The 24687-nt window shown below is 35.6% G+C and carries 17 protein-coding genes; 7 read left to right on the top strand and 10 right to left on the bottom strand.

Translation table 11 applies throughout. The annotated features are described in order from the left end of the window. Nucleotides 1–227 precede the first annotated feature (227 nt). The 5 genes from HQN62_RS03065 to HQN62_RS03045 all read right to left on the bottom strand — a co-directional run bounded on the left by HQN62_RS03065 (nt 228) and on the right by HQN62_RS03045 (nt 9179). Nucleotides 228–1697 (bottom strand): SGNH/GDSL hydrolase family protein, encoded by a 1470-nt coding sequence (locus HQN62_RS03065; RefSeq protein ID WP_173503277.1) that lies wholly within the window; start codon nt 1695–1697, stop codon nt 228–230. Nucleotides 1698–1733: 36 nt separating this feature from the next. Further along, a complete protein-coding gene (locus tag HQN62_RS03060) occupies nt 1734–4571 on the bottom strand; it encodes a TonB-dependent receptor domain-containing protein (protein ID WP_116796457.1) in 2838 nt (945 codons plus the stop codon). A 301-nt stretch (nt 4572–4872) separates the two neighbouring features. After that, a complete protein-coding gene (gene glmS, locus HQN62_RS03055) occupies nt 4873–6720 on the bottom strand; it encodes a glutamine--fructose-6-phosphate transaminase (isomerizing) (RefSeq protein WP_173503276.1) in 1848 nt (615 codons plus the stop codon). Between the two features lie 8 nt (nt 6721–6728). Further along, nucleotides 6729–8351: a BamH family beta-barrel-assembly machinery protein gene (bamH, locus tag HQN62_RS03050; RefSeq protein ID WP_173503275.1), complete on the bottom strand. Its 1623-nt coding sequence runs from the start codon at nt 8349–8351 to the stop codon at nt 6729–6731. Between the two features lie 21 nt (nt 8352–8372). Beyond that, complete coding sequence (locus tag HQN62_RS03045; protein ID WP_116796460.1) at nt 8373–9179, bottom strand: glycogen/starch synthase; 807 nt, start codon at nt 9177–9179, stop codon at nt 8373–8375. Nucleotides 9180–9286: 107 nt separating this feature from the next. Between HQN62_RS03045 and panC the strand changes: the two genes are divergently transcribed. The 5 genes from panC (at nt 9287) to HQN62_RS03020 (ending at nt 15207) form a co-directional block, all read left to right on the top strand. Then, entirely contained in the window at nt 9287–10135 is an 849-nt protein-coding gene (panC, locus tag HQN62_RS03040) for a pantoate--beta-alanine ligase (RefSeq protein ID WP_173503274.1), read from the top strand. A 9-nt stretch (nt 10136–10144) separates the two neighbouring features. Then, nucleotides 10145–10495: an aspartate 1-decarboxylase gene (gene panD, locus HQN62_RS03035; protein ID WP_077378752.1), complete on the top strand. Its 351-nt coding sequence runs from the start codon at nt 10145–10147 to the stop codon at nt 10493–10495. A gap of 90 nt (nt 10496–10585) precedes the next feature. Further along, nucleotides 10586–11842, top strand: coding sequence for an alpha/beta hydrolase (locus tag HQN62_RS03030; RefSeq protein ID WP_173503273.1), 1257 nt, complete (start codon nt 10586–10588; stop codon nt 11840–11842). 2 nt (nt 11843–11844) lie between these two features. Then, nucleotides 11845–13206, top strand: coding sequence for a DNA repair protein RadA (gene radA / locus HQN62_RS03025; protein WP_116796463.1), 1362 nt, complete (start codon nt 11845–11847; stop codon nt 13204–13206). A 39-nt stretch (nt 13207–13245) separates the two neighbouring features. After that, entirely contained in the window at nt 13246–15207 is a 1962-nt protein-coding gene (locus HQN62_RS03020; protein ID WP_173503272.1) for a transglycosylase domain-containing protein, read from the top strand. 176 nt (nt 15208–15383) lie between these two features. Here HQN62_RS03020 and HQN62_RS03015 read toward each other — a convergent pair whose 3' ends face one another. Then, entirely contained in the window at nt 15384–16130 is a 747-nt protein-coding gene (locus HQN62_RS03015; RefSeq protein ID WP_116796465.1) for a LytR/AlgR family response regulator transcription factor, read from the bottom strand. Further along, nucleotides 16127–17944, bottom strand: a complete 1818-nt coding sequence (locus tag HQN62_RS03010) for a tetratricopeptide repeat-containing sensor histidine kinase (protein ID WP_116796466.1) — start codon at nt 17942–17944, stop codon at nt 16127–16129. The genes HQN62_RS03015 and HQN62_RS03010 overlap by 4 nt, the downstream gene beginning before the upstream one ends. A 408-nt stretch (nt 17945–18352) precedes the next feature. On the opposite strand from HQN62_RS03010, the gene HQN62_RS03005 reads away from it, so the two are divergent. Then, nucleotides 18353–19507, top strand: a complete 1155-nt coding sequence (locus HQN62_RS03005; RefSeq protein WP_173503271.1) for a vWA domain-containing protein — start codon at nt 18353–18355, stop codon at nt 19505–19507. Nucleotides 19508–19630: 123 nt separating this feature from the next. Further along, the gene (locus HQN62_RS03000) at nt 19631–21286 is read left to right on the top strand and encodes a DUF4139 domain-containing protein (protein ID WP_173503270.1); all 1656 of its coding nucleotides are present in this window, start codon (nt 19631–19633) and stop codon (nt 21284–21286) included. A gap of 61 nt (nt 21287–21347) precedes the next feature. On the opposite strand, the gene HQN62_RS02995 is transcribed toward HQN62_RS03000, so the two are convergent. From HQN62_RS02995 to HQN62_RS02985, 3 genes are all read right to left on the bottom strand, one after another. After that, on the bottom strand, nt 21348–22385 hold the full coding sequence (locus HQN62_RS02995) for an aldo/keto reductase (RefSeq protein ID WP_173503269.1): 1038 nt from the start codon (nt 22383–22385) through the stop codon (nt 21348–21350). A 174-nt stretch (nt 22386–22559) separates the two neighbouring features. Next, on the bottom strand, nt 22560–23498 hold the full coding sequence (locus HQN62_RS02990) for an OmpA/MotB family protein (protein WP_173503268.1): 939 nt from the start codon (nt 23496–23498) through the stop codon (nt 22560–22562). A 268-nt stretch (nt 23499–23766) separates the two neighbouring features. Further along, nucleotides 23767–24528 carry an exodeoxyribonuclease III gene (locus tag HQN62_RS02985; RefSeq protein WP_173503267.1) on the bottom strand — a complete coding sequence of 254 codons (762 nt, stop codon included), beginning with the start codon at nt 24526–24528 and terminating at the stop codon, nt 23767–23769. Nucleotides 24529–24687 lie beyond the last annotated feature (159 nt).

The following is a 24687-nucleotide window of genomic DNA, read 5'->3' as shown; positions in this document are numbered from 1 at the left end:
TATGAAATACAGCCCATCGAATCTCATCGAATGGATACTTTTTTCAGAGTGCAAAGATAATTTTTTAAAATATAAAATCAATATTTTTTTTTATAAAAAAAGCTAAATTTTTATCGAATTGATTATTAAGCAGTTTCAAACTATCAAAACATCTCGTTCTTAGCCAAAAAATAAAAAAACCACCACGTTGATTAACGGGTGGTTTCGATAACTATTGTAAATTAAAATTATTGTATAGTTGCAGGATACTGAATTTGATATTGAGCCAAATCCACGTTTCTTAAAGTCGCTCCGTATTTAGCATTTATAGCATTCACAAAAAGATTAGCAATATAAGCATATCCTCTTGGACTAGGATGCACACCATCCAATGAAAACGCACCTCCTGTAACATATGCTGCAGTCATGTGATAATTCCCAAAGCGAACCCCTGTAGTGGATAATTGCATCATAGCTGATTTAGCATCCACAAATGCTAATCCTTTTGATTCCGCAATTGCACTTATGGTTTTATTGTAAGCATCAGTAGCAATTTGCACTTCTTTAATTTCATCTTTTGAAAGTACCCATTGATCCGCTAAAGGAACAGAAACTCCATTCACTTTTGTTGGATCACCTCCAACAGCAGTTCCAATGAAAGTTCTAGCAGTCAATACAACCAAATCTTCTTTAGTCACCTGTCTATAAGACGGAAGACCATAAGCCGACAAATTAGTCAAATAACTATCTACTATAACTACCGCATTATTGCCTGCTACAAATTTAATTGTTCTTCTTGTCGCTTCCTCTGCAGTCAACAACTTATTAGTAACCATAGCTTGCAATCCACCATTATATTGCGCATAACCAGCATTCAATTGTGTCGCCGAAGCCGCAGTTAATGGAACTGGATTATAAGGAACCGTAGTAAAATAAGGCAAAGTTGTCACGTATGGCAAATTAGCCACTACCCCTTTTGCTCCTTTTGCTGTCAAATTAGTCGCTAAAGCGTTATACACATTCGCAAAAACATTAGGATCAGTAATATCATTTGAGCCATAAGTAGAAGGATCTATATTCCCAGTTTGATTTACACCAATACCTCCGGATGTAGCATAAGCTAAAACATCATTTCCACCAATAAATAAAGAAAAGAAAGTTGGATTTTGAGCCAAAGCATCTGCTAATACGGTAGTTGTACCCGAAGTGGCAAAACGTGCATAATATGGATTTGCTTTACCCGAGGCCACACCCGCAGTATTTCCATATCCCGCAGCAAGCAAATGATAACTTTTGGCTCCAGGAATACCCAAATTATTAAAAGTCCCCGCTAGGTGATTCGTAACTTCTGTAGTTGGCTTTCCAGATACTGGAACTGGTCCTTTTCCGTTAAAATACAAACGTGTCCCAGCAATTACATTACCCCCCAACAATAACCCTCCAATATTATCAGCCATTAACGGAGTTGTAAAAGCACCACCTCCTGCCGGCACCAACTGTTGAGACAATATATTCACATACGAATTAGATTGCCCCGCTTTAAAAAGAGCCCCATCACTATATCCTGCTGCAAAAGAATCCCCCAAAGCCACATAGCTAGTAAAAGTGGCTGAACCAGGTGTAATTGGAATTTCAACTACTGCATCTTCATCATCATTATTATTACATGCTACAAAGCTTAGAGAAACCAATAGTAGCCATTTGAAATTTTTTATCATACTCTATATTTTTAAGTTTTTGTCTTGTCTTTTTAATTAAGGATTAATCGTCAATGAAGCGAACCATTGTTGACCGATAGATCCAGCTCCAATTACTTGAATATAATCTTTACCTCCAATATTAGTAGCTCCAACTTTGAACAATAATTTACAGGTTGGAACAGCATAATTGATTTGAGCATCAACTACAGTGGTAGAAGGAATCATTCCATCAGCAAAAGAAGATTGCCATAAATATTCAGAATTCCATCTTACGTTTGTGTTAAATCCAAAATTCTTAAACAATCTTGTATTTCCCAACGAAGCTTTTACCCTATGTTTTGGAGTATTAAATCCAGTAACAAATCCTGGATCTTGAGATTGATCGAAATCCAATTGAGAATAATTATAGTTTGCTCCTAATTCAAAGTTTTTATACACTTTTTTAGACAACCCAACACCAAAACCTAAAGAAGCAACATCAGCACTAGTATTAGAATATACTTGATAAATTCTTCGGTCACTTCTTGCCAAAGCATACACAGGACTTAACGGGTCTGATAAGTTTATGGCTGTATTAACATCTCCATAATAAACCCCAGCCACTCTTGATGTATTCAAGAAATGATTGTATTGGTTATAATACCCATTCAAATCAACCGATAAATCATTATTAATTACGGCACGATATCCTAACTCATATGCTTTTACTTCTTCTGGACGAACTAACTGAACATTTGCAGATTTCAATAAAGCAGCAGCTCCAGCAACATCAGAAGGATTAGCAGACAAAGCAGCACCAAAAGCCTGAACAGAAGTTAATGTATAAGAATTGTTATAAGCATTGGTACCGTTCATTGGTACTGTAGCCGCTGCTCCTGCAGCTTGTCCTGCGGCACTCACATTTCTAATTTCAGAATAACGAACTAAATTTTCCGGTGCCGAACCGATCAAAGCAAATGGCCCTAAGTCAAGTCCGATATACTGATCTTGTGTAGTAGGATTCCTAAAACCTGTTTGGTAAGAAGCTCTAAAGTTGTGATTTTTTTGTGCTCCAGCAGAATAAACAAATGAAACTCTTGGAGAAACATTTCCGTCAAAATTTTGACTTTTGTCATAACGCACAGAAGCAACCACTTTCAAACGATCTTCCATAAACAGTTTAGACCCTTGAGTATAAACTCCATATTCGTTGTAACGAATTGGCCCATCATAATCGGTAAAAATAGATCCATTAGAATTCATTTCGTATTGACGAGCAGAACCTCCCACTTGAATTTCAGCAAACTTAATTAAGTCTTTAAAGTTATAATTAACATCGGAGTGGTATATTTTAGATCGATCTGTAAATTTAGCTCCTTGCGTAAAATCAGGATTACTTTTAACAGCATTAAGTGCACTTGTAAACTCAGGAGTTCCTGGTTCAAATCTTGCATTTCTTGGCGCAGAAGGATTAGTTGGATCTGTATTAGGCACTAAGTTCAAACCTGGCGAAACGTTGGTATCAGCAAAAGATCTTGCATAATTGGCCGCTTGATCGGCATTAAGTCCCAAAACAGCTGAAGACAACTGAAAAGATGTAGCATAATCTGTAAACCAGTTAGTGTCTGATTTTGCAGCTCTTTGCACATTCCAACCTGCAAAACGCATATCATAAGAGTTACCAGCATCTTCCGAAGATTGATAAGCTCTTGCAAAAAAGTTTTTCCCTTTTATTTCAATTTTCGTTTGACTCATAAAGAAATCGTTCAAAGCATATCTATTCGCTCCTTGGTAAATTGTATTTCCTAAACCTAATTTATACTGAAGCATGATTTCGGTATCATCTGCCCAAGGTCTAATATGTAATGAAAAATCAGCTTTTACGCTATTCACTTTATTGTCGTTCAAATCTTTTTCACGGTAACCAGTTCTACTTACCTGTCCAACATTGTTGATAAAAGTAGTTACCTCATCTCCATAAATATTCAAACCATCATAGTTTTGGTTCCCATCATGACCAATTGAACCACCAGTAACACTTCTTCTGTCATCTGCAATCCATTCGGTAGCTTTCATATAATTGAAGTTAGCTTTTACAGCAAAATATTTATTAAAAGCTGTAGCCGCTCTAATTCCCATATCAAAATAATCATTAGTACCGGCAACATCTTGAGAAGTTTGACCATATTTCACATAAGAACTAATCCCTTGATATGTAAAAGGATTTTTACTATTCATAAATAAAATTCCATTGAATGCATTAGCACCATACAACGCAGAAGAAGCTCCAGGTAAAAGCTCCACACTAGCCACATCAATATCCGAAAGACCAATTAAGTTACCCAGCACAAAGTTCAACGCAGGTGATGAATTATCCATTCCATCTACCAACTGCATAAAACGAGTATTCCCAACAGCAGCAAACCCTCTAGTGTTAACTGTTTTGAATGAGATACTACTGGTATTGAATTGCACTTCTTTTAAATTTTCTAAACCATCATAGAAAGTTGGAGCCGTAGTACTTTTAACTTGCGCAATTCCCATTCTTTCAATCGTAACAGGCGATTGAAGCACTCTTTCCGGTGCTCTAGAAGCAGAAACTACAATTTCATTTAATTTTGTCTCTTCTGAACTTAGTTTTACTTGAATTTTTTGAGATACTGACTCTACATTTACACTGGAAGAAGCATGTCCTACCGCTGTAATATCAATAGAAAAAGGAGGCGCCTGCTTGGTAACCAACACGAAGGAACCATCATAATCCGAAGTCGTCCCTTCATTTGATCCAGACACTTTAATACTAGCTCCTGGAATAGGTTGATTATTTTCATCAGTAACAACACCTTTGATAGAATTTTGCGCAAAAGATATGCTACAAAAGAATAATGTTAAAAAAAGCAAATACAATCTCATATGGTAAAATTTTGTTGGTTAGTGGCGCCAAATTACACATATTTTTTAATTATAAGTAAGAAATATAAAAATATTTATTATTATTATTAACAAAACAGTTCATTATATAACAATTCAATATTTTTACATTTTGCATAATTAATAATAAAATAATGAGTTAATCGCATAACATACTATGCATACATAATAATTTGGTAATTCCATTAAATTTATCACAAAATTTACAACGATTTCGTAAAAAGTCTAAAGCAAAAAAAAGCGAGAAATAAATCTCGCTTTTTTAAAATTCTATAACAATTCGTTATTCAACAGTAACCGATTTTGCTAAATTTCGAGGTTGATCAACATTACAACCCCTCATAACAGCAATGTGATACGATAAAAGTTGCAACGGTATAGTAGTAATCAATGGCGACAATGCATCTGATGTTTCTGGTATCTCAATAACATAATCTGCTAATTCGCGAACTTGCGTATCTCCTTTGGTGACTACCGCAATAATTTTTCCACTTCTGGATTTGATTTCTTGAATATTACTTACAATTTTATCATAATGTCCTTGTTTTGGAGCAATAACAATAACCGGCATCAATTCATCAATTAATGCAATTGGTCCGTGTTTCATCTCAGCCGCAGGATAACCCTCAGCATGTATATACGAAATTTCTTTTAACTTCAAAGCCCCTTCTAGCGCTACCGGGAAGTTATATCCACGACCTAGATACAAACAATTTGGAGCATCTTTAAATACAGCTGCAATTTCCTTAGTTTTATCATTAGTTTCTAATGCTTCTTTAACTTTTTCAGGGATGAATTCCAATTCTTGTAAATAAGTATGAAAGTCGGACTGCGTCAAAGTTCCTTTAGCTTTAGCCAAACGCAATGCCAACATTGTCAAAACTGTAATTTGAGTTGTAAAAGCTTTTGTGGAAGCAACTCCAATTTCTGGTCCAGCATGAGTATAAGCACCGGCATGCGACTCTCTTGAAATAGACGACCCAACTACATTACACACCCCGAAAACAAATGCTCCGTGTTCTTTTGCTAATTTTATAGCCGCCATAGTATCGGCAGTTTCACCAGATTGAGAAATAGCAATCACAACATCTTTACTGTTTATGATTGGATTTCTATATCTAAATTCAGAAGCATACTCAACTTCAACAGGGATTCTGGCAAACTCTTCAATAACATATTCAGCTACTAAACCAGCATGCCAAGAGGTACCGCAAGCAACAATTATAATACGGTCCGCATTTAGAAATTTCTCAAGGTTATCTTCAACACCAGCCATTTGAACAATCCCTTCATTTGCATGTAATCTTCCACGGTACGTATCTTTAATTACATTTGGTTGCTCGTAAATTTCTTTCAACATAAAATGATCGTAACCACCTTTTTCAATTTGCTCCAAATTCATCTGAAGTTCTTGAATATAAGGATCAACGATAGAATCATCTTTAATTTTACGGACCTTCATGGGTCTATGTAACCTGATATTAGCCATTTCCCCGTCCTCAAGATACACTGCATTTGAAGTATATTCAATAAATGGTGAGGCATCCGAAGCAATGAAATATTCGCCTTCACCAATACCTATTGCCAATGGACTTCCTAATCTTGCCGCAACAATTTCATTAGGATTTTTTTTATCAAAAACAGCTATAGCATAAGCACCTACCACTTGATTTAAAGCCACTTGAACTGCTTTTCCTAATTTTAATTTTTCTTTCTTCTGTACCTCTTCTATAAGGTTTATCAAAACCTCAGAATCTGTATCCGAAGTAAAAGTATAACCTCTTTTTATTAGTTCTACCTTTAAAGGAGCATAATTCTCAATGATCCCATTGTGTATAATCACTAAATCTCCCGAATTAGAAACATGAGGATGCGAATTGACATCATTTGGCACACCATGAGTTGCCCAACGCGTATGTCCAATTCCAATAGTCCCGTTTGTAGTGATTTCTTTTTCAGCTTTCGCCTCAAGATCCGATACTTTTCCTTTTGTTTTAGATAATTTTATTGTCTCGCCATCATACAACATCACACCGGCACTGTCATACCCGCGATACTCCAATCTTTTTAACCCCTTTATAACTATAGGATAGGCCTCTCTATAGCCTATATATCCAACAATTCCGCACATAGTTTCTCTTAATTAGGTTTTGTATAATAAATTTCGAATTTCAATCTTTTGTTATAATCCTTATCATCTGTTGGAATATTATTACCAAAGACAATAGTACCTAATGGATTCATGACAGAAGCCATCGGCGCTTTTAAAGGAAAACCGGTTTTATCCCTTAAAGCATAAAAACTGGACTTATTAATATCTTCTGTAACAACTAATCCCAAGTTAACATTAGTTGAATCAGCGTACTTGACAAGATTTCTAATATGATTAGTAATCCTAAATTTATAATAAGAACCACCTTCTACATCGGATTTCTTGGTTAGAATACCCCCAAAAATATATTTATTGTTTTTAGTATTACTAACGACAGCCGTAGTCTCTCTATAATCAATCAACACTTGGTTGTTTGTAAAATCGTACAAATAAATTCTTTGCGGCACATAACTTGTACCCATAGCACCCGAATTCAAATGAAAAACTAAGCTTGCCTCATTAATAAGGTATTTATTTCTTCTCATGTCATCCAACTCATCCGGAACTTTGTTCGGACCATCGCTTAATTCAAGACCATGATTGTCAGTTGGGTCAAATAATTTCAAAATAGACATTGAACCTTCCCCTCCTTTAAGATACAAATTAGCATCACCTTTATCAGAGTTAATACTAGCGGGATCCGTCGCATTTGCATAATTAATATTTATATTACTTTGATCCAATAAACTAACAGTGTTACCAGATAAATTTAATACCAATGTTTTATCTGTAGTTACAGAATTTATAGTCTCCGAATAAGTAATCGTTATCTTTCCATACTTAAAATTAAGCATTGCCATGTTTCCTGGATTACCCCCTATAGTTTCGATATTGAAAAACAATCCTCTAAAGTAATTTTTGAACGCATTATTATCTATCAAAGGTCCCGCTGGCGATTTAATTATTTTATTCAGGAAGAAATCCTTATTCAAACTTAACTCCATTCCAGGAGGCGTTCTTGTTGTTACTTCGGTACCATTTGAGTTGGTAGTCTTTGCAACATGCTCTGCCGGATCAAAAAAGAATTCTGTATTTTCGGCTGTATTCGACCCGTCATTTAAAGGGACTCCAATTTTTAACTGATTAAAATCCGAATATTGATTGTTATAATATTTTTGAGGCTGTGAAAATTGTTCCTCAGGATCTAAGTCCCTCATAAAATAACCAGATTCATAAACACTGAGCTTCATTTTGGCCTTATCTGGACCATAAATAGAATCCAAAACATAAGTACTACTTCCATCTGGATTTACTACAGTTTTATTTTTATCATAAAAATAAGGTATAGTCAATACCACTTTTTTTATAGTAGCTGAAGCGTCAAAGGCAGGATCTAAAGTCGCTAAAGTTACTTGAGTAACAAAATTCGCATTAGTAGTACCAAAGGAAGGATTGTTATATATCCCTAGAGGATTAACCTCTAAATTATTTGATTGAATAGGCCCTAATTTTTGATTATATGCTACCACAGGATATTCCCTCTTTTGTATATCAAAAGAATTATCGCCTATAATATCTTCACCAACAACATTAAATTCTTTATCACAGGAATTAAAAAGAACAATAAATAAAAGGAAAGGAATTGTTTTAAAAAAAGAATTTTTAAGCATATTTATTCGTAAAAGATTGATTTATAACAACATATTTTTATAGAATTCAGTATAAGCCACCGAAAATTCATCTTTATGTTTCAAAGGTAGAAAAGGTTTATTAGAAGATTCTATAAATTTTGTTAAACTTGGGGAGAGTCCATCTGAGGCAATAATTACAGCATCAGAATTACGAATAGTTGCTTTTATAATATTTTCATAATTTGGAACTTCTAGTTCGGCAATTGCTTCATCAGGAATACCATCAAATCTAACCTTATTGATCATTTCAACATCCAATGTTCCATCAAAAGACTGACTATAAACAGACGTAACAATCTTAGTATCTGAAAACAACGCTTCGTTTTTATAAAAATGCTTCATGTAAACAGGCAACATGGCGGCCATCCAACCGTGTACATGAATAATATCCGGTACCCAATTTAATTTTTTAACAGTCTCTACAACGCCTTTTGCAAAAAAGATCGCACGCTCATCATTATCGGGATACATCACCCCTTCCTCATCGGCAAAAGTTGCTTTTCTTTTAAAATATTCTTCGTTATCTATAAAATAAACCTGTATTCTTTCTTTCGGAATAGAAGCTACTTTAATAATAAGGGGCATATCCAAATCATTCACCACCAAATTCATTCCAGACAACCGAATCACTTCATGCAATTGGTGTCTTCTCTCGTTAATATTTCCATACCTTGGCATAAAAATTCTAATTTGCCCTCCTTGATCATTAATCATTTTTGGTACGTCATAAGACATTAATGAAACCTCATTTTCAGCGAGATAAGGTACAACTTCAGATGATACGTATAATATCCTCTTATCTTTCATAGTATAAATTGATTAATTATTGGCAATAAAAACCACGCAAAATTACAAAATTTTATGCAGTTATGGACTAAAATATTAAGTTTGCACCTAATTTAAACAAAACTGCCATGCAAATTTTCTATGGAAAAGCGGCTTTAATGGACTATTTAATCTCCTTAAAGACTACAAATTCTTCAATTGGATTTGTTCCGACAATGGGTGCTTTGCATGAGGGACATCAGTCGCTAATGCTTCAATCTACTAAGGAAAATGATATAACTGTTGTTAGTATTTTTGTAAATCCGACTCAATTTAACAATCCAGAAGACTTGCAAAAATATCCTCGCACTTTGGATGCTGACATACTAAAAATCTCGAACATCAATCCGGAAATTATCGTTTTTGCTCCAACAGTCGACGACATGTATGAAGGAAAAACCCTATCACAATCTTTCGATTTTGACGGATTGGAAAATAAAATGGAAGGAAAGTTTAGACCGGGGCATTTTGACGGTGTGGGAACCATTGTAAAACGTCTTTTTGAAATCGTAAAACCAACCAGAGCCTATTTTGGCGAAAAAGATTTTCAGCAGGTGCAAATCGTCAAAAAGATGGTTGAAAAAAATCACTTAGATGTAACAATTGTTGTTTGCCCTATTTATAGAGAAATCAACAACTTAGCTATGAGTTCTCGAAATGAACGCTTAACTTTGCACGAAAGAGAAGAAGCTGGAATTATCTATAAAATACTAAACGGAGCCAAAGCAAAATTCTCAAATAATAGCGCAGAAAAAACTACCCAATGGGTTAAAAATGAATTCAATAAAAATAAAATATTTACTTTAGAATACTTTGAAATTGCAGATGAAACAACACTTACGACTTGCAAACGAAAAAGTAAAAACAAAAAATATCGAGCATTCGTAGCGGTATTTGTCAACAACATCCGACTAATAGACACCATTTCATTAAATTAAAAAAATACCATGCACATTCAAGTTGTTAAATCAAAAATCCACCGAGTAAGAGTCACAGGAGCCGACTTAAATTACATCGGAAGTATCACTATAGACGAAGCATTATTAGAAGCAGCAAACATAATAGAGGGTGAAAAAGTTTCCATTGTTAACATAAATAATGGAGAACGTTTTGATACTTATGCCATTGTTGGCGAAAAAAATTCCGGAATAATCACCTTAAATGGACCAGCGGCACGTAAAGTTCAAAAGGACGATATCATCATCATCATTTCCTATGCAACTCTAGAATTTGAGGAAGCCAAGACATTTAAACCCTGGATTGTTTTTCCAAATGAAAAAGACAATTCATTGACATAATAGGTTTGTCCATTCCTCCTTTGTAAATACATAAAATAATTGTTTATATTGCTACTCTATTTATCATAAAATAACCAACCCCATTATTATATGAAACATTTATTTATAGTATTACTAGTCTTTTTTTCTGTTTCTGGTTACTCACAAATAAAAATCATTCATTTCGATTCCGGAAAACTTCAAGAAAAAAGAGAGCTTTACGTTTCTCTACCTGCCTCCTATGAAAAAAATCCAACCAAAAGATACCCTCTATTAATTTTAATGGATGGTGACTATCTACTGAACCCGTTTTTAGGAACTTTAAACTATGGGGCTCATTGGGATGATTTACCTGAGGTAATTGTTGTAGGAATAAGCCAAGGTCAAAACAACCAAAGGTCAATTGATTGTGGTTTGGACGAAGTAACAGGAATGCCCGATGGGAAAAGTGTCGATTTCTTTGACTTTATATCTCTGGAACTCCTTCCATTTATACAACATGACTATAGAACTACCAATTTTAAAATCATCGCGGGGCACGATATAACTGCAGCCTTCTCAAACTTCTTTTTATATAAAGATAACCCATTATTCAATGCTTATATTTGTTTAAGTCCTGATTTACCGGTGAATATGGAAAATGATATGCCGGATATTTTAGATTCTATCAAACAGCCTATTTTTTATTATCTCTCTTCAGCAGACGGTGATGATAAAAAAATGCAAGAAAGAATTAAAATTTTTGATACCAAAATTCAAACCAAAAAAAATCCAAATCTAAATTACAAGTTTGAAAATTTTAACGATGTATCCCATTTCTCTCTAGTTTTGCATTCTATCCCAACAGCTTTGTATCAAATTTTTGCTGCGGCTCAACCTATTTCCGTACTAGAATATGACACAAAAATAGTAACGCTCAAAGAAGGCTATGTTGATTATTTAAAAAACAAGTATGATATCATTGAAAATTCATTTGGCATAAAAAATCCAATTCGAATTACCGATTTCAAAGCCATTGAAGCTGCTATTATTGAAAATAAAGATTACAACGAGCTAGATGCTTTAGCGATTCTTGCCGACAAAAGTTACCCAAAAAGCATGCTAGGCGATTATGAATTAGCTACCATGTTTGAAAAAAAAGGAGATAATCCAAGAGCCGTACGCTATTATATGTCGGGCTTCAATAAAGAAGAAATTGCCGATCTTACCAAAGACATGATGTTCGCCAAAGCAGAAGAATTGAAAAAAACCTTTGCCAAAAAACCAAAAATAAAAGGAAAAGTAGGCCAAGATACTGAAGCAAAGCAAGAAGTAATCGAAGAAACTCCTGCCACAGACACACCTGTTACAGAAGAAAAAAAGCAATAATAATGACCAAAGTAAAAACAACTTTTTTTTGCCAGAATTGTGGTGCGCAATATGCCAGATGGCAAGGACAGTGCAATTCCTGTAAAGAATGGAATACTATTGCCGAGGAAATTATACAAAAGCAGGAAAAAGTAGCTTGGAAAAGTGAATCATCTACCACTAGTAAAGCACCAAAACCGTTACGAATCAACGAAATTGACAGTGCAGAAGAAATTCGTCTCGATACTACCGATAACGAATTGAATAGAGTTCTGGGTGGAGGAATCGTTCCTGGATCTCTTATCCTTCTGGGAGGTGAGCCTGGAATTGGAAAGAGTACACTTTTATTGCAAATTTCCTTAAAATTACCTTACAAAACTTTATACGTTTCTGGCGAAGAAAGCCAAAAACAAATAAAAATGCGTGCCGAACGTATCACTCCAAACGGAGATAATTGCTACATTCTTACCGAAACAAAAACACAGAATATCTTCAAACAGATTGAAGCCATTCAGCCCGAAATTGTCATAATCGATTCGATTCAAACTTTGCATACCGATTATATTGAATCTACTGCAGGAAGTATTTCACAAATACGAGAAACAACTGCAGAACTTATCAAATTTGCCAAAGAAACCAATATTCCAGTAATCTTAATTGGACATATTACTAAAGACGGAACTATAGCAGGTCCAAAAATATTGGAACATATGGTCGATACGGTGCTTCAATTTGAAGGAGACCGCAACCATGTCTATCGTATTTTGCGTTCGCTGAAAAACCGTTTTGGATCAACTGCCGAAATTGGGATTTATGAGATGCTAGGCAGCGGATTGCGAGAAGTATCAAATCCATCCGAAATATTGATTTCTCACAAAGACGAAGAATTGTCAGGAACGGCCATTGCAACTACACTCGAGGGCATGAGACCTTTGATGATTGAAATACAATCGTTGGTAAGTACCGCAGTTTACGGAACACCGCAAAGAAGCACTACAGGTTATAACGCCAAAAGACTAAACATGATTTTAGCCGTTTTGGAAAAAAGAGCTGGCTTTAGGCTTGGTGCCAAAGACGTTTTCTTGAATGTAACCGGCGGAATCTCCGTAGACGATCCAGCCATAGATTTAGCTGTTGTGGCCGCCATTTTATCATCAAATGAAGACATTCCAGTCAACAAAGATTTTTGTTTTGCTGGCGAAGTTGGGCTTTCGGGTGAAATTCGTCCTGTCAACCGAGTGGATCAGCGTATTCAAGAAGCTGAAAAATTGGGATTTTCGACTATTTTTGTATCCAAATACAATAAAATCGCCTTAAAAAATACGGGAATAAAAATCCAATTGGTGGCCAAAATCGAAGATGTTGCCAGCCAGTTGTTCGGATAAAACATTATTTTAAAAAAGACTTCTTTTCCTTTTACATATATGAGAACTAACAAACAAAAGTTACTACTTGCTTCCAAAATACTTGGGATAGTTATTGCTGTACTCTTAATTGGTTTTCTTGTATTTAGGAACGAACTTTTGGATCAGGCCATCGACAAAGTTTCTACCACAATGAAACTGGAATACAATAGTGAGTTTGCAATCAAAAAAGCTTCTTTTGACGGTATTTCAGGAATAGAATTGAACGAAATCACACTGGCACCAAAAAACCGGGACACTATTTTTAAAATTCAAAAAATAAAAACAAGTGTCAATTTATGGCGTCTGCTAATTGGCGATGTTCAGCTCGGAACTCTTGAAATAAAAAATGGTTATGTTCAGTTAACCAAAAAAGGAAAGATCAAAAACTTTGGTGCTTTCTTGAAAAAAGACAAAAACGAACCCAAAACCAATAAAAAAAGAGATTACGCCGAATTTGCCTATCGAATTATCTCCAAAGTCCTCAATTTGGTTCCAACGGATATGACTCTTGAAAACTTGGTATTCAAACTCGATGACAATGGCAAAAAAGCAACCGTAAACTTCAAAAAACTAACTTTATATCAAACTAAATTAGAATCGTCTATCGAGGTTCAAACCAACACTTTTGCGCAACGTTGGAGAATCAACGGTATTGCAGACCCTAGAAACAAAAAAGGAGATTTACACTTTTTCAATATTGACACCGGCGCTATCAAAGTTCCTTATTTTGATGAGCGTTACAACCTAAAAGCTAGTTTTGATTCCATTCGATTCAATGTTCAAAATATTGACATGAGTGGTGGCGAATTGCACTTGGACGGTTATACTTCGATTACAAATTTGAAAATGAATCATAAAAGGATTGCCAACAAAGATGTCATTATCAAAAATGCGAGATTTGATTACCGTTTCTTATTGGGTTCGGATTTTATTTCTATCGACAGCAGTTCGACTTTTCAATTCAACAAAATTAAACTTCATCCTTACCTTTCTTATAACACCGAAGAAGATACGGTTTATAAACTAAAAGTGGCTATTCCGAAAATGAAAGCTCAAGATTTTATCACCTCTCTTCCTGATGGTTTGTTTACCCATTTTCAAGGTATGGAAGCCACCGGAGATTTTGATTATAAATTGGATTTTATGTTCAACAAAAATAGGCCAAATACCATTGTTTTCAAAAGCAACATAACCAAACAAAATTTAAAAATAACCAAATACGGGAATATAGATTTAGCCAAATTAAATGGTGAGTTTACCTATCGAGCCATTGACAAAGGCGTTCCTCAACGACCCGTTTTTGTAGGCGCCAGCAATCCGTATTACACGCCTTTGGACCAAATATCACCTTACTTGCAAAAATGTGTTCTAACCTCCGAAGATCCGTCTTTTATGTCACATCATGGCTTTATAAACGAAGCCTTCAAACAATCGATTCTGAAAAACATTCGCACCAAAAAATTCTCTCGTGGCGCAAGTACCATAAGCATGCAATTGGTTAAAAATGTATTCCTTACCCGAGAAAAAACCTTGTCGAGAAAACTGGAAGAAATTCTATTGGTGTATATCATTGAAAACAACCGAATCACGAGCAAACAACGTATGCTCGAGGTATATTTCAACATTATCGAATGGGGTCCGAACATATATGGAATTGGCGAAGCAGCCGAGTTTTATTTCCAGAAAAGACCAGCCGATTTGAATGTGCAAGAATGTCTATTCCTGGCTACCATTATCCCAAAACCAAAGAAATTCATGTGGCAATTTGACCAAGAAGGTTTGCAAAAAGCATACGCCACTAAACAGCAAGCTTTCTTGAGAAACTTAATGTTTCGCCGTGGATTATTGGTTCCCGAAGATACTATTGGTTTATCAGCTCCGATAACACTTACGGGTCGTGCTCATTCTTTATTGAACATCAAAGTTCAAGATACTACTGTTATTGATTCAACATCGGCAAAAGAAGAATTTGATTTTTAAACTATCGCTAAAAAAACTAACCACATAGAGACATAGATTTAATAGCAAATCATTAAAGGATGAATAGAAATAGGCCTATTTTTTCACATAGATCGGCTATGTGAAAAGTGAAACGCTTATCAACTCTTTCCAAATACTACAAATTCTATGTCTCTATGTGGTAAAATTTAATCCAATTACTTAAAATTCCTCAAAAAATCCTCTTTGTACGTTGGGGAAACTTCAATTTCTGTTGCATCGTTTAAAGTAATAATGCCACCCTTGTTATACGATTTCACATAGTTCAAATTGATGATATGGGATTTGTGAACGCGGATAAAAGGCAAAGGCAGGATTTCCGAGAAATGCTTCAAAAAACGACAAGCCATTTTCTTGCTTCCGCTATGGAGATATAAGTCTGTGAAATTACCGTTACCGCGAAGGCGGACGATATCTTCCATTTTTACTACTTCAAAACCTTCCAATGTTGGTAAAATTACCTGTTGTTTTTCGGGTTTAGTTTCCTTAAAATTTTCAACGATTATCCTGTTTCTGTTAAAAATTTCGTGATTGAGAATTTGATGATGTACTTTGTTTACCGCCACGATTAATTCTTCAATGCTAATGGGTTTCAGCAAATAATAGGCCGCGCTTTGATTCAACGCTTTCAAAGAATACTCCGAAAAAGCGGTTACAAAAATAGTCTCAAAATGCAAATCCTTGCAAGCTTCGAGAACATCAAAAGCATTGCCAAAAGGCATTTCCACATCCAAAAAAACCAACTGTGGCTGTAATTCGTGCAACAACGGAACAGCCTCTTTTATGTTTTGGGCTTCGCCAATGACCTCCACTTGCGGACAATATTTGCTCAAATAATTCTTGAGCACTTCTCGTGCCGCCAATTCATCTTCGACAATTACGCTTTTTATCTTTTGAAAACTCATCCTATTTTATCAATTAATGGAAAAACAATTTCGATTACGGTTCCTGTTTCCGGCAAGGCTTTCTCAAAAATCTGGAACGCAATATTCTTTTTGTACAACTCATTAAGCAAACCAATGCGCTCTTTCGTATTGCTCATCCCTCGCGATTCATGTGCTTTTTGATTACTCGTTTTCAGCTCTTGGCTTTTAGTCAAGCCAATACCATCATCTTCAATACGAATCACAACTTGGCCGTTGAATAACTGAATATTCAATTGCAACAACCCTTTGGCATCCAAATACCGCAAACCGTGCCAAATAGCATTCTCCAAATGAGGCTGAATAATCATATTGGGAACCATAGTTCTTTCGGGATCCAATTCTGGGTCAACGCTTATCTTGAAATCAAATTTATCCTGAAAGCGCAAATGTTCCAATTCCAAATACTTTTTCAATTGCTCCAACTCGTTATCCAAGGTAATGAAATCCTTGTTGGAATTCTCCATCGTATTTCGCATCAAATTCGAATACGAAGTCAGGTATTTATTGGCTTCCAATTCTTTGTTCTCGGATATAAATTGATTCACACTATTAAGACTGTTGAAAATAAAATGCGGATTCATTTCGCGTCGTAACGACTGCAATGCAATTTCTTTGTTCTTTGTTTTGATAGAAAAAAGCGATTTTACAATCCACAGAAACAACAACAAAAGCAATCCTATCGAACCTAAAAGGAAGTAATTAAAAGTATTTGTCTTGGTAATTAGCTCGTCTTTCAACGATTTTTCTTTTTCCAATTGGCGGATTTTATCTTCGCTAACCTGAAACGCTTTGGTATCCATCAAAGTTGTGTCGGATTGCACTAATTGCTCAAAATTTTGAAGAAATTGACCGTACAAAGCCAAACTTTCCCTGTTCTTTCCTTTTTCATTGTAATACTGCGTTAACGAAATCAAACTCTTTTTTGCCTCGGCAGAATTTCCTTTTTGAAGTGCCAAAGCAAAGGCTTCCTTCAATGCCGTGACCGCTTTATTAGGCTCTTCTTTTTGGAAATATAGATCCGATAGCGATTGCAATTGTTTAATTTGAGTATTGAAATCTTTCTTGGTTTTAGCATCTGCCAATAGTTTTTCATTAATGCCAATTGCCTTGTCAAACTGATTGTCTGACGCATATACTTTAGCAATTTCATTGTTAATTTTGATGATCGTTGCCGGTTTTCCTTTTGCGTAAGCGAGCGCCTGATGGTAACTTTCTATGGCAACTTCCTTATTTTTTTGTTGCAAAGAATTCTCGGCTTTTTGAACATAGGCCGCTGAAACTTCTTCTTCTTTATTTTCCTTTTTTAGCAACTCTATATTCGAATTGAGGTAGCCGACTTGAGCCACCGGACTCGCAACAGCACGCAAACGATTAGCATCATTCGTATTGATTTCTTCAAGGCTTTTATCTGCAGCAATATTCCCTGCCTTATCATAATTTTTAATCGCCGATTCATAGTCTTTCTGGGATTCCTGCACTTTGGCAAGGCTTCTGGTTACGCGGGTTTTATCATCAACCAACTTCAGTTTGGCGTAGCTCGTGATGGCTTTTTTGAAATACTCTTCGGCTTTGGCATTATCTCCTTTATTAAGAAATTCATTGGCCAATCGTTCATAATTTTGGGCAATTTGAGCTTCGTCATTTACCTCCAAAGATTTTTTCAAATCATTACTTACCCTACTCATCTTAGAAACCGGCATCGATTTGCTTTTATACAAAGAATCCTGAGCCATTGTTCCGATAGGAAACAACAGCGTTAGAAGGAAAATGAAATATAGATTTAGTAAACGCATTTTTTTTAAGTTTTTGAGTCACTAAGATTCTGAGTCACTAAGCAAATTAATAATAATTTGGAGCAGAAAAATTTGGCTTTTTTATCAGCATTAGTCCCGCTTTCCGTTACAAACGAAGTTCACTGAGCTCCTATGAAAATAAAAGTATAGTGAAGTAATCTTATAAGCCGAACCCCGGCTTATAAGGATTTCCACTGCAATCGGGGCTAAGAGACAATATTTTGTTTTTATAAGACACTTAAAATCTTAGCCTCTTCCAAAAAAATTCCACTTTGTAAAGTAAAGTATTTTAAACTCCTTTTACAACTCGTTTCACCAAGTCAAAAGGCCGTTTCACCATTTGTCCAAAAAAGTGCTGTTTTTAGTTTTTAAGTTTGGTCTGTAATCAACCTTTAAAAACGAAAAATCATGAAAACGACTTTATTTATCTCCGCGCTTTTGGCAACCACAATTTCTTTTGCAAGCTGTAATTCTTCGAATGCAAAGCCAATAAAAAACATTGGAACAGAAAAACCAACTGAAAACACCAAAATTCAAGTCGCACTTTTATTAGATACTTCCAACAGTATGGACGGATTAATCGACCAAGCCAAATCCAGACTTTGGAACATCGTAAACACGCTCACAACTCTTAAATATTCCGGTAAAACTCCCGATATCGAAATTGCGTTGTATGAATACGGCAACGACGGATTGGCACAACAATCCAATTATATTAGACAAGTAACACCGCTTACCACCGACTTGGACTTGATCTCCGAAAAATTATTTGCTTTGAAAACCAACGGCGGAAATGAGTATTGCGGTGCGGTAATTCAAGATGCAACCAAAAAATTGCAATGGAAAAAAGAAACTAGCAATATGAAACTCATTTATATTGCAGGAAATGAAGCCTTCGACCAAGGAGGAATAAACTACAAAGAAGCCATCAGCGATGCCTTGAAAAATGATATTTATGTGAACACTATTTTCTGCGGAAGCAGTATGGAAGGAATTAATACCTTTTGGAAAGACGGCGCCGATTATGGAAAAGGGAAATACTTCAACATTGATTCTAACTTATCGGTTCAATACGTATCAACGCCTTATGACGATCAAATATCCAACTGCAATGTAAAAATCAATAACACCTATATTGGCTACGGAGCAAAGGGTTCTTCTAAAAAAATGAACCAAGAAGCACAAGACAAAAATGCACAGGGAGTTTCATCTGCCAATTATGCCGAACGCGCCGTAAGCAAATCCAAAGCAGTCTATAAAAATGAAAGCTGGGACTTAGTTGACCGTGTAAAAGAAGATCCCAAAGCGATTGCAAAAATCAAAAAAGAGGAATTACCCGCGGAGCTTCAAAACAAATCAGAAGCCGAAGTGGAAGTAATTGTTACCCAAAAAGCAAAAGAAAGAGAGATAATCCAAAAAGAAATTGGTGAATTGGCCAAAAAACGCCAACAATATATCGATGCCGAAACCAAAAAAACAAAATCACAAGACGATTTGGGAAATGCCATAAACACTTCTATTGTAGCTTTAGCGAAAGCAAAAGGCTATACGGTCGAACGATAAAAAATATTTTTTACCATGTAAGTCATATTCACTAAGCTGAATACTTTCTTATACTAATATGGCTTACATGGTAAAAAACACTTTATTTGTAATGCTTATCATATAAAAATTAAAAACCTACTTATGTTTAAAAAAACAATACTATCAGTCCTTTTATTGGTTACTGCTTTTGCTTTGGCACAAAAACCAATTTTTACCACCGCCAAAGTAAAAGCCGCAACGGTGTATTTTAATGCTGCCGAGATATCGCAAAACACCACTGTAAATTTACCCTTGGGCACAAGTGAAATTGTCATCAAAAATGTAGCAGTTGACCTAAATGAAAATTCGGTGCAAATAGGTGCGCCAGCATCTGTAACAGTACTTTCTGTTCAATTTACCAATGATTATGTTTCGGAGTATGAAGTAGATTTGAAATCGCCTGCGCTAAAAAAAGTAAAAGACAGTATTGTTTTGGTACAAAAAGAGATTTTAAAATTAGGTAATGCCAAAAATTCGGAAACGAAAACATTGGCACTTTTAGACAAAAACCAACAAGTTTCAGGCGTAAATTCGGGTTTGAACGTGATGGAATTAATGAAAATGGTCGATTATTACAAAGCCAAACAAACTGAAATCGCCAACACCATAAATTCATTAACAGAAAAGGAACAAAAACTGAATGAGACCCTTCAAAAATTGAACAATAAACTCGAAGTAGATACGAGCAAAGAAGAGAAAACCTCGTCCGGTAAATTGATTGTTCAAGTGATGAATAATTTGGCCGGAGCAGTTCCGCTAGATATTACTTATTTGTCGAATAATGCTTCTTGGACTCCTTTCTACGATTTGCGTACCGAAAGTGTAACAGCACCAATAAATATGATGTACAAAGCGCAGGTGATTCAAAACACAGGAATCGATTGGAAAAAAGTAAAACTAACTTTGTCCAGCGGCGTACCAAATCAAAACAATCAAGCGCCTTTGTTAAGTTCCTGGTTCTTGAACTACAGAACGAATGAAAGATTGCAAGAAGTAGTTGTGATGGGCTATGGCTCGAAGAAAAAAGGAGTAACAAATCAATTGCAGGGAAAAGTTGCGGGTGTTCAAATTGCTAACCAAGAAATGAATGCACAACCTATAATGATGGCAGAATCTTCTGTTTCTGACTACACAACGGTATCCGAAAACCAACTGAACGTCTCTTTTGACATCGATATCCCTTATGATATTTTATCAAATGGAAAAGTACACAGTGTCTCGTTAAAAGAAATCAAACTACCAGCATCTTATAAATATTATACCGTTCCAAAAGCGGACAAAGACGCTTTTTTACTGGCACAAATTGCCGACTACAGCAAATACAATTTGTTGAGAGGTGAAGCCAATATCATTTTTGAAGGTATGTATGTGGGCAAAACTTTTATAGAGCCGAGCCAAACCAGCGACACTTTGAGTTTGAGTATGGGTCGTGATAAAAAAGTGACCATCAAACGAGAAAAAGTAGTCGATCAGTCGGGTACCAAATTTTTGTCTTCCAAAAAAGAGCAAACTTTTACCTTTGACATCACCCTTAGAAACAACAAAAAAGAAGCGATTGAGATGTTGCTAAAAGATCAATATCCGTTGAGTTCTAATAAAGATATTGAAGTTGAATTGTTACAAAGCGACAATGCCAAAGTAAATCCCGAAACAGGAATCCTGACCTGGCAATTGCAGATGAAACCAAATGAAACCAAGAAAATTAGAATTAGTTACAAAGTGAGATATCCAAAAGATGAAGTTATAGAGAATTTGTAAAAAGCAAAAAACCTGTCAGATTCAAAAACTGACAGGTTTTTTAATTTATTTCATTTAGTGATTAAGGAGCCGGATCAGGAATAATGGCCTGAACAGCATCTATTTCTTTTAAAACATCATCAGAAAGTGTTACCTGAATTGTGTCAATATTTTCTTTGAGTTGTTCCATTGTAGTGGCTCCAATAATTGAACTCGTCAAAAAAGGCTGTTGTTGTACAAAAGCCAGAGCCAGTTGAGTCAATGTCAATCCATGTTTGTGAGCAATCTCTTGATACAGTTTTGTTGCTTCAGTAGATTTTGCACTACTGTATCTCGAATACTGCGGAAACAAACTCAATCGTGCATTAGGATGGGATTCACCAGTTAAGAATTTCCCCGACAGAACACCAAAAGCCAATGGTGAATACGCCAATAACCCAACATTCTCACGAAGGCAAACTTCGGCAGATGCATTTTCGAATAGACGATTCAATAACGAATACGGATTTTGAATGGTTTTAATTCTTGGTAAATTATTGTATTTGCTTTCTTCCAGAAAACGCATCATTCCCCAAGGATTTTCATTGGAAACTCCAATATGTTTTATTTTTCCAGCTTTTACAAAACCATCCAAAGATTCCAGAACAGCATGGATATTGTCTTCCCAAGCATCATCTTGAACTTTGTAACCACGTTGTCCAAAAAAATTGGTTTTGCGTTCTGGCCAATGCAATTGATAAAGATCTAAATAATCAGTTTGAAGACGCTGCAAACTATTGTCCAAGGCATATTGAATACTAGCAGGAGAAAAATCTAATTTTTCACGCATATAACCAAAAATAGGACTTGGTCCAGCAATCTTAGATGCCAAAACTACTTCTTCTCTTTTTCCGGTTTTCTTGAACCACGTTCCAATTATTTTTTCGGTACTTCCGTAAGTTTCTTTCTTACCTGGGATAGAATACATCTCGGCAGTATCAAAGAAATTGACTCCCTTTTCGAGTGCATAATCCATCTGGGCATGCCCTTCAGATTCGGTGTTTTGTTGCCCAAAAGTCATTGTTCCTAGGCATATTTTACTGACTTTTATATCGGTATTCGGTAAAGTAGTGTATTTCATATTTTTAAGAGGCTAAGAAACTAAGTTGCTAAGTTTTTTTGACAGCAAAGATAAAAATTAGTTCTTCTTTTTTGGTTTGACATTTCCTAATATTAACATAAAAGGTTCGACGTTTTCACGCGAACCTTTTGTAAATTTTGCTACTTAGTATCTTAGCAACTTAGTGTCTTTCTCTTAAAAATCATTCAACATTTTTGAAATTTCGTCCAATCTAGGAGTCAGGATAATTTCGATTCTACGGTTTTTAGCTTTTCCTTCAGCAGTGTTATTGGGCGCTAAAGGAGAATATTCACTTCTTCCGGCTGCCGTAAGATTTTGTTTGTTTACTTTTTTGTTTTCTCCCAAAATAGTAACAATAGCTGTGGCTCTTTTGGTCGAAAGATCCCAGTTATCAGCAATTGGTCCAGAACCTTCATACGGGTCATTATCAGTATGTCCTTCGATTAATACAGAAATATCAGGGTTATCGCCCAAAACTTTCCCTACTTCAACAACCGCTTTTTTTCCTTCGGTTCCTACAGCCCAACTTCCCGAATTGAAAAGCAATTTGTTTTCCATAGAAACATATACTTTTCCGTTTTTTTGTTCAACAGTTAATCCTTTCCCTTCAAAACCGTTTAAAGCCTTAGAAAGTGTTTCTTTTAGTTTTTTCATGCTGGCTTCTTTGGCAGCGATTAAATCTTCCAGTTCTTTCAAGCGTTGGCTGCTTGCATTCAATTTTTCTTGTTCCAATGCCAGAGCTTTTGCTTTAGCATCCAGCTGCGCCAATAATTCACGATTCTTTTTCATGTTGGCTTCCAAAGCTTCGTTGCTGTTTTTTTCTAAAGCAGCATACGAATCCTGCATCACTTTCATTTTGTTTTTGACAGCCTCATAATCGGCTTGTACTTTGGCCAAGTTGGCATTGGTGTCATCCAATTTGGATTGTAAAGCGGCTTTTTCTGATTCTAATTGTTTTTTTGATGCCAAAAGAGCAGCATTCTCGTCTGAAATGGATCTGTTTTCCTTTTTTAAATTGGCAAATTGGTTTTCGAGATCATTGTAGATTTTCTTGGAAACACAAGAAGTGGACAATGCCATAATTAAAAGTCCGATGGAAATTTTTTTAATCATTTTGTTAAGTTTTACTATTTATATGTGGTATTTGAGGTCAAAAGTTCTTGTAATACGGAATGCCTTAGCCCAGATAACAGTGGAAATACTTGTTTGTGAAAAATCTATTTTTTTTGTTGCTAGTGCAGAGCGACCAACGGAAGCTCCTGCAATAGCTTACAAAAAATGATTTTTGCAAACAAGATTGCAACGGGTAGCTGGATTAGCTCCTTATAACTTTCATTCTTTTTTATTTGCAATTGACATTGCCATTGATATTGAATTTACCCTATTCAATTTCCACCAAAACCGGGCAATGATCGGAATGCATGGCGTCTGGTAATATAACGGCTCTTTTGAGTTTATGTTTTAGGGAGTCGCTCACTAAATTGTAATCGATGCGCCAACCTTTGTTATTCCCACGGGCTCCGGCACGGTAACTCCACCATGAATATTGATGTGGTTCGCTGTTAAAATGACGAAAACTGTCTACGAATCCAGATTTCATGAATTTATCCAACCAAGCTCTTTCCTCGGGTAAAAAACCTGATACATTTTTGTTTCTGATTGGATCGTGTATATCGATTGCCTCGTGGCAAATGTTGTAATCCCCGCAAATGATTAGATTGGGAATGTCTTTTTTGAGTTGGTCAATATAGTTTTGAAAGTCATCCATGTACATAAACTTATGACTTAAACGATCCATGTTAGTTCCCGAAGGCAAGTACAAACTCATTACAGAGCAGTCGTCAAAATCGGCGCGCAGATTTCTACCTTCAAAATCCATATGCTGGATACCAGTTCCATAAACTACATTATTCGGTTTAATTTTTGAAAGAATGGCGACGCCACTATAGCCTTTTTTGGTCGCTGGGTAATAATATTGATACGGATAGCCCGCAGCGGTAATGTCGGAAACGGGAATTTGCTCTTCGGTCGCTTTGATTTCCTGTAGGCAAATAACATCGGGATTGGCATGTTGCAACCATTCTATAAATCCTTTGGTGATAGCGGCTCGAATTCCGTTTACGTTGTACGAGATAATTTTCATTACTATATTTTTTTTTAAATCCGAAGTAAATTTTGACGAAAACTGGTTCTTAAAACCATTTTTTTATCTCAAATCCGGAAGATTATTTTTTCTGTGGAATCCAAAAGTAGTAAAAAGTAGAAAGATTGATTCAAAAAAAACCATAAAAAATGGAGTATT

This window comes from Flavobacterium sp. M31R6, assembly GCF_013284035.1.
GTDB lineage: Bacteria > Bacteroidota > Bacteroidia > Flavobacteriales > Flavobacteriaceae > Flavobacterium.
Note: the sequence above shows the minus strand (reverse complement) of the source record. Positions and strands in the feature narration are given on the sequence as shown.

What these genes read in the sequence shown, in the direction of transcription:
- HQN62_RS03065 (WP_173503277.1), bottom strand. Translation starts at nt 1,697, where the DNA reads ATGATAAAAAATTTCAAATGGCTACTATTGGTTTCTCTAAGCTTTGTA.
- HQN62_RS03060 (WP_116796457.1), bottom strand. Translation starts at nt 4,571, where the DNA reads ATGAGATTGTATTTGCTTTTTTTAACATTATTCTTTTGTAGCATATCT.
- glmS (WP_173503276.1), bottom strand. Translation starts at nt 6,720, where the DNA reads ATGTGCGGAATTGTTGGATATATAGGCTATAGAGAGGCCTATCCTATA.
- bamH (WP_173503275.1), bottom strand. Translation starts at nt 8,351, where the DNA reads ATGCTTAAAAATTCTTTTTTTAAAACAATTCCTTTCCTTTTATTTATT.
- HQN62_RS03045 (WP_116796460.1), bottom strand. Translation starts at nt 9,179, where the DNA reads ATGAAAGATAAGAGGATATTATACGTATCATCTGAAGTTGTACCTTAT.
- panC (WP_173503274.1), top strand. Translation starts at nt 9,287, where the DNA reads ATGCAAATTTTCTATGGAAAAGCGGCTTTAATGGACTATTTAATCTCC.
- panD (WP_077378752.1), top strand. Translation starts at nt 10,145, where the DNA reads ATGCACATTCAAGTTGTTAAATCAAAAATCCACCGAGTAAGAGTCACA.
- HQN62_RS03030 (WP_173503273.1), top strand. Translation starts at nt 10,586, where the DNA reads ATGAAACATTTATTTATAGTATTACTAGTCTTTTTTTCTGTTTCTGGT.
- radA (WP_116796463.1), top strand. Translation starts at nt 11,845, where the DNA reads ATGACCAAAGTAAAAACAACTTTTTTTTGCCAGAATTGTGGTGCGCAA.
- HQN62_RS03020 (WP_173503272.1), top strand. Translation starts at nt 13,246, where the DNA reads ATGAGAACTAACAAACAAAAGTTACTACTTGCTTCCAAAATACTTGGG.
- HQN62_RS03015 (WP_116796465.1), bottom strand. Translation starts at nt 16,130, where the DNA reads ATGAGTTTTCAAAAGATAAAAAGCGTAATTGTCGAAGATGAATTGGCG.
- HQN62_RS03010 (WP_116796466.1), bottom strand. Translation starts at nt 17,944, where the DNA reads ATGCGTTTACTAAATCTATATTTCATTTTCCTTCTAACGCTGTTGTTT.
- HQN62_RS03005 (WP_173503271.1), top strand. Translation starts at nt 18,353, where the DNA reads ATGAAAACGACTTTATTTATCTCCGCGCTTTTGGCAACCACAATTTCT.
- HQN62_RS03000 (WP_173503270.1), top strand. Translation starts at nt 19,631, where the DNA reads ATGTTTAAAAAAACAATACTATCAGTCCTTTTATTGGTTACTGCTTTT.
- HQN62_RS02995 (WP_173503269.1), bottom strand. Translation starts at nt 22,385, where the DNA reads ATGAAATACACTACTTTACCGAATACCGATATAAAAGTCAGTAAAATA.
- HQN62_RS02990 (WP_173503268.1), bottom strand. Translation starts at nt 23,498, where the DNA reads ATGATTAAAAAAATTTCCATCGGACTTTTAATTATGGCATTGTCCACT.
- HQN62_RS02985 (WP_173503267.1), bottom strand. Translation starts at nt 24,528, where the DNA reads ATGAAAATTATCTCGTACAACGTAAACGGAATTCGAGCCGCTATCACC.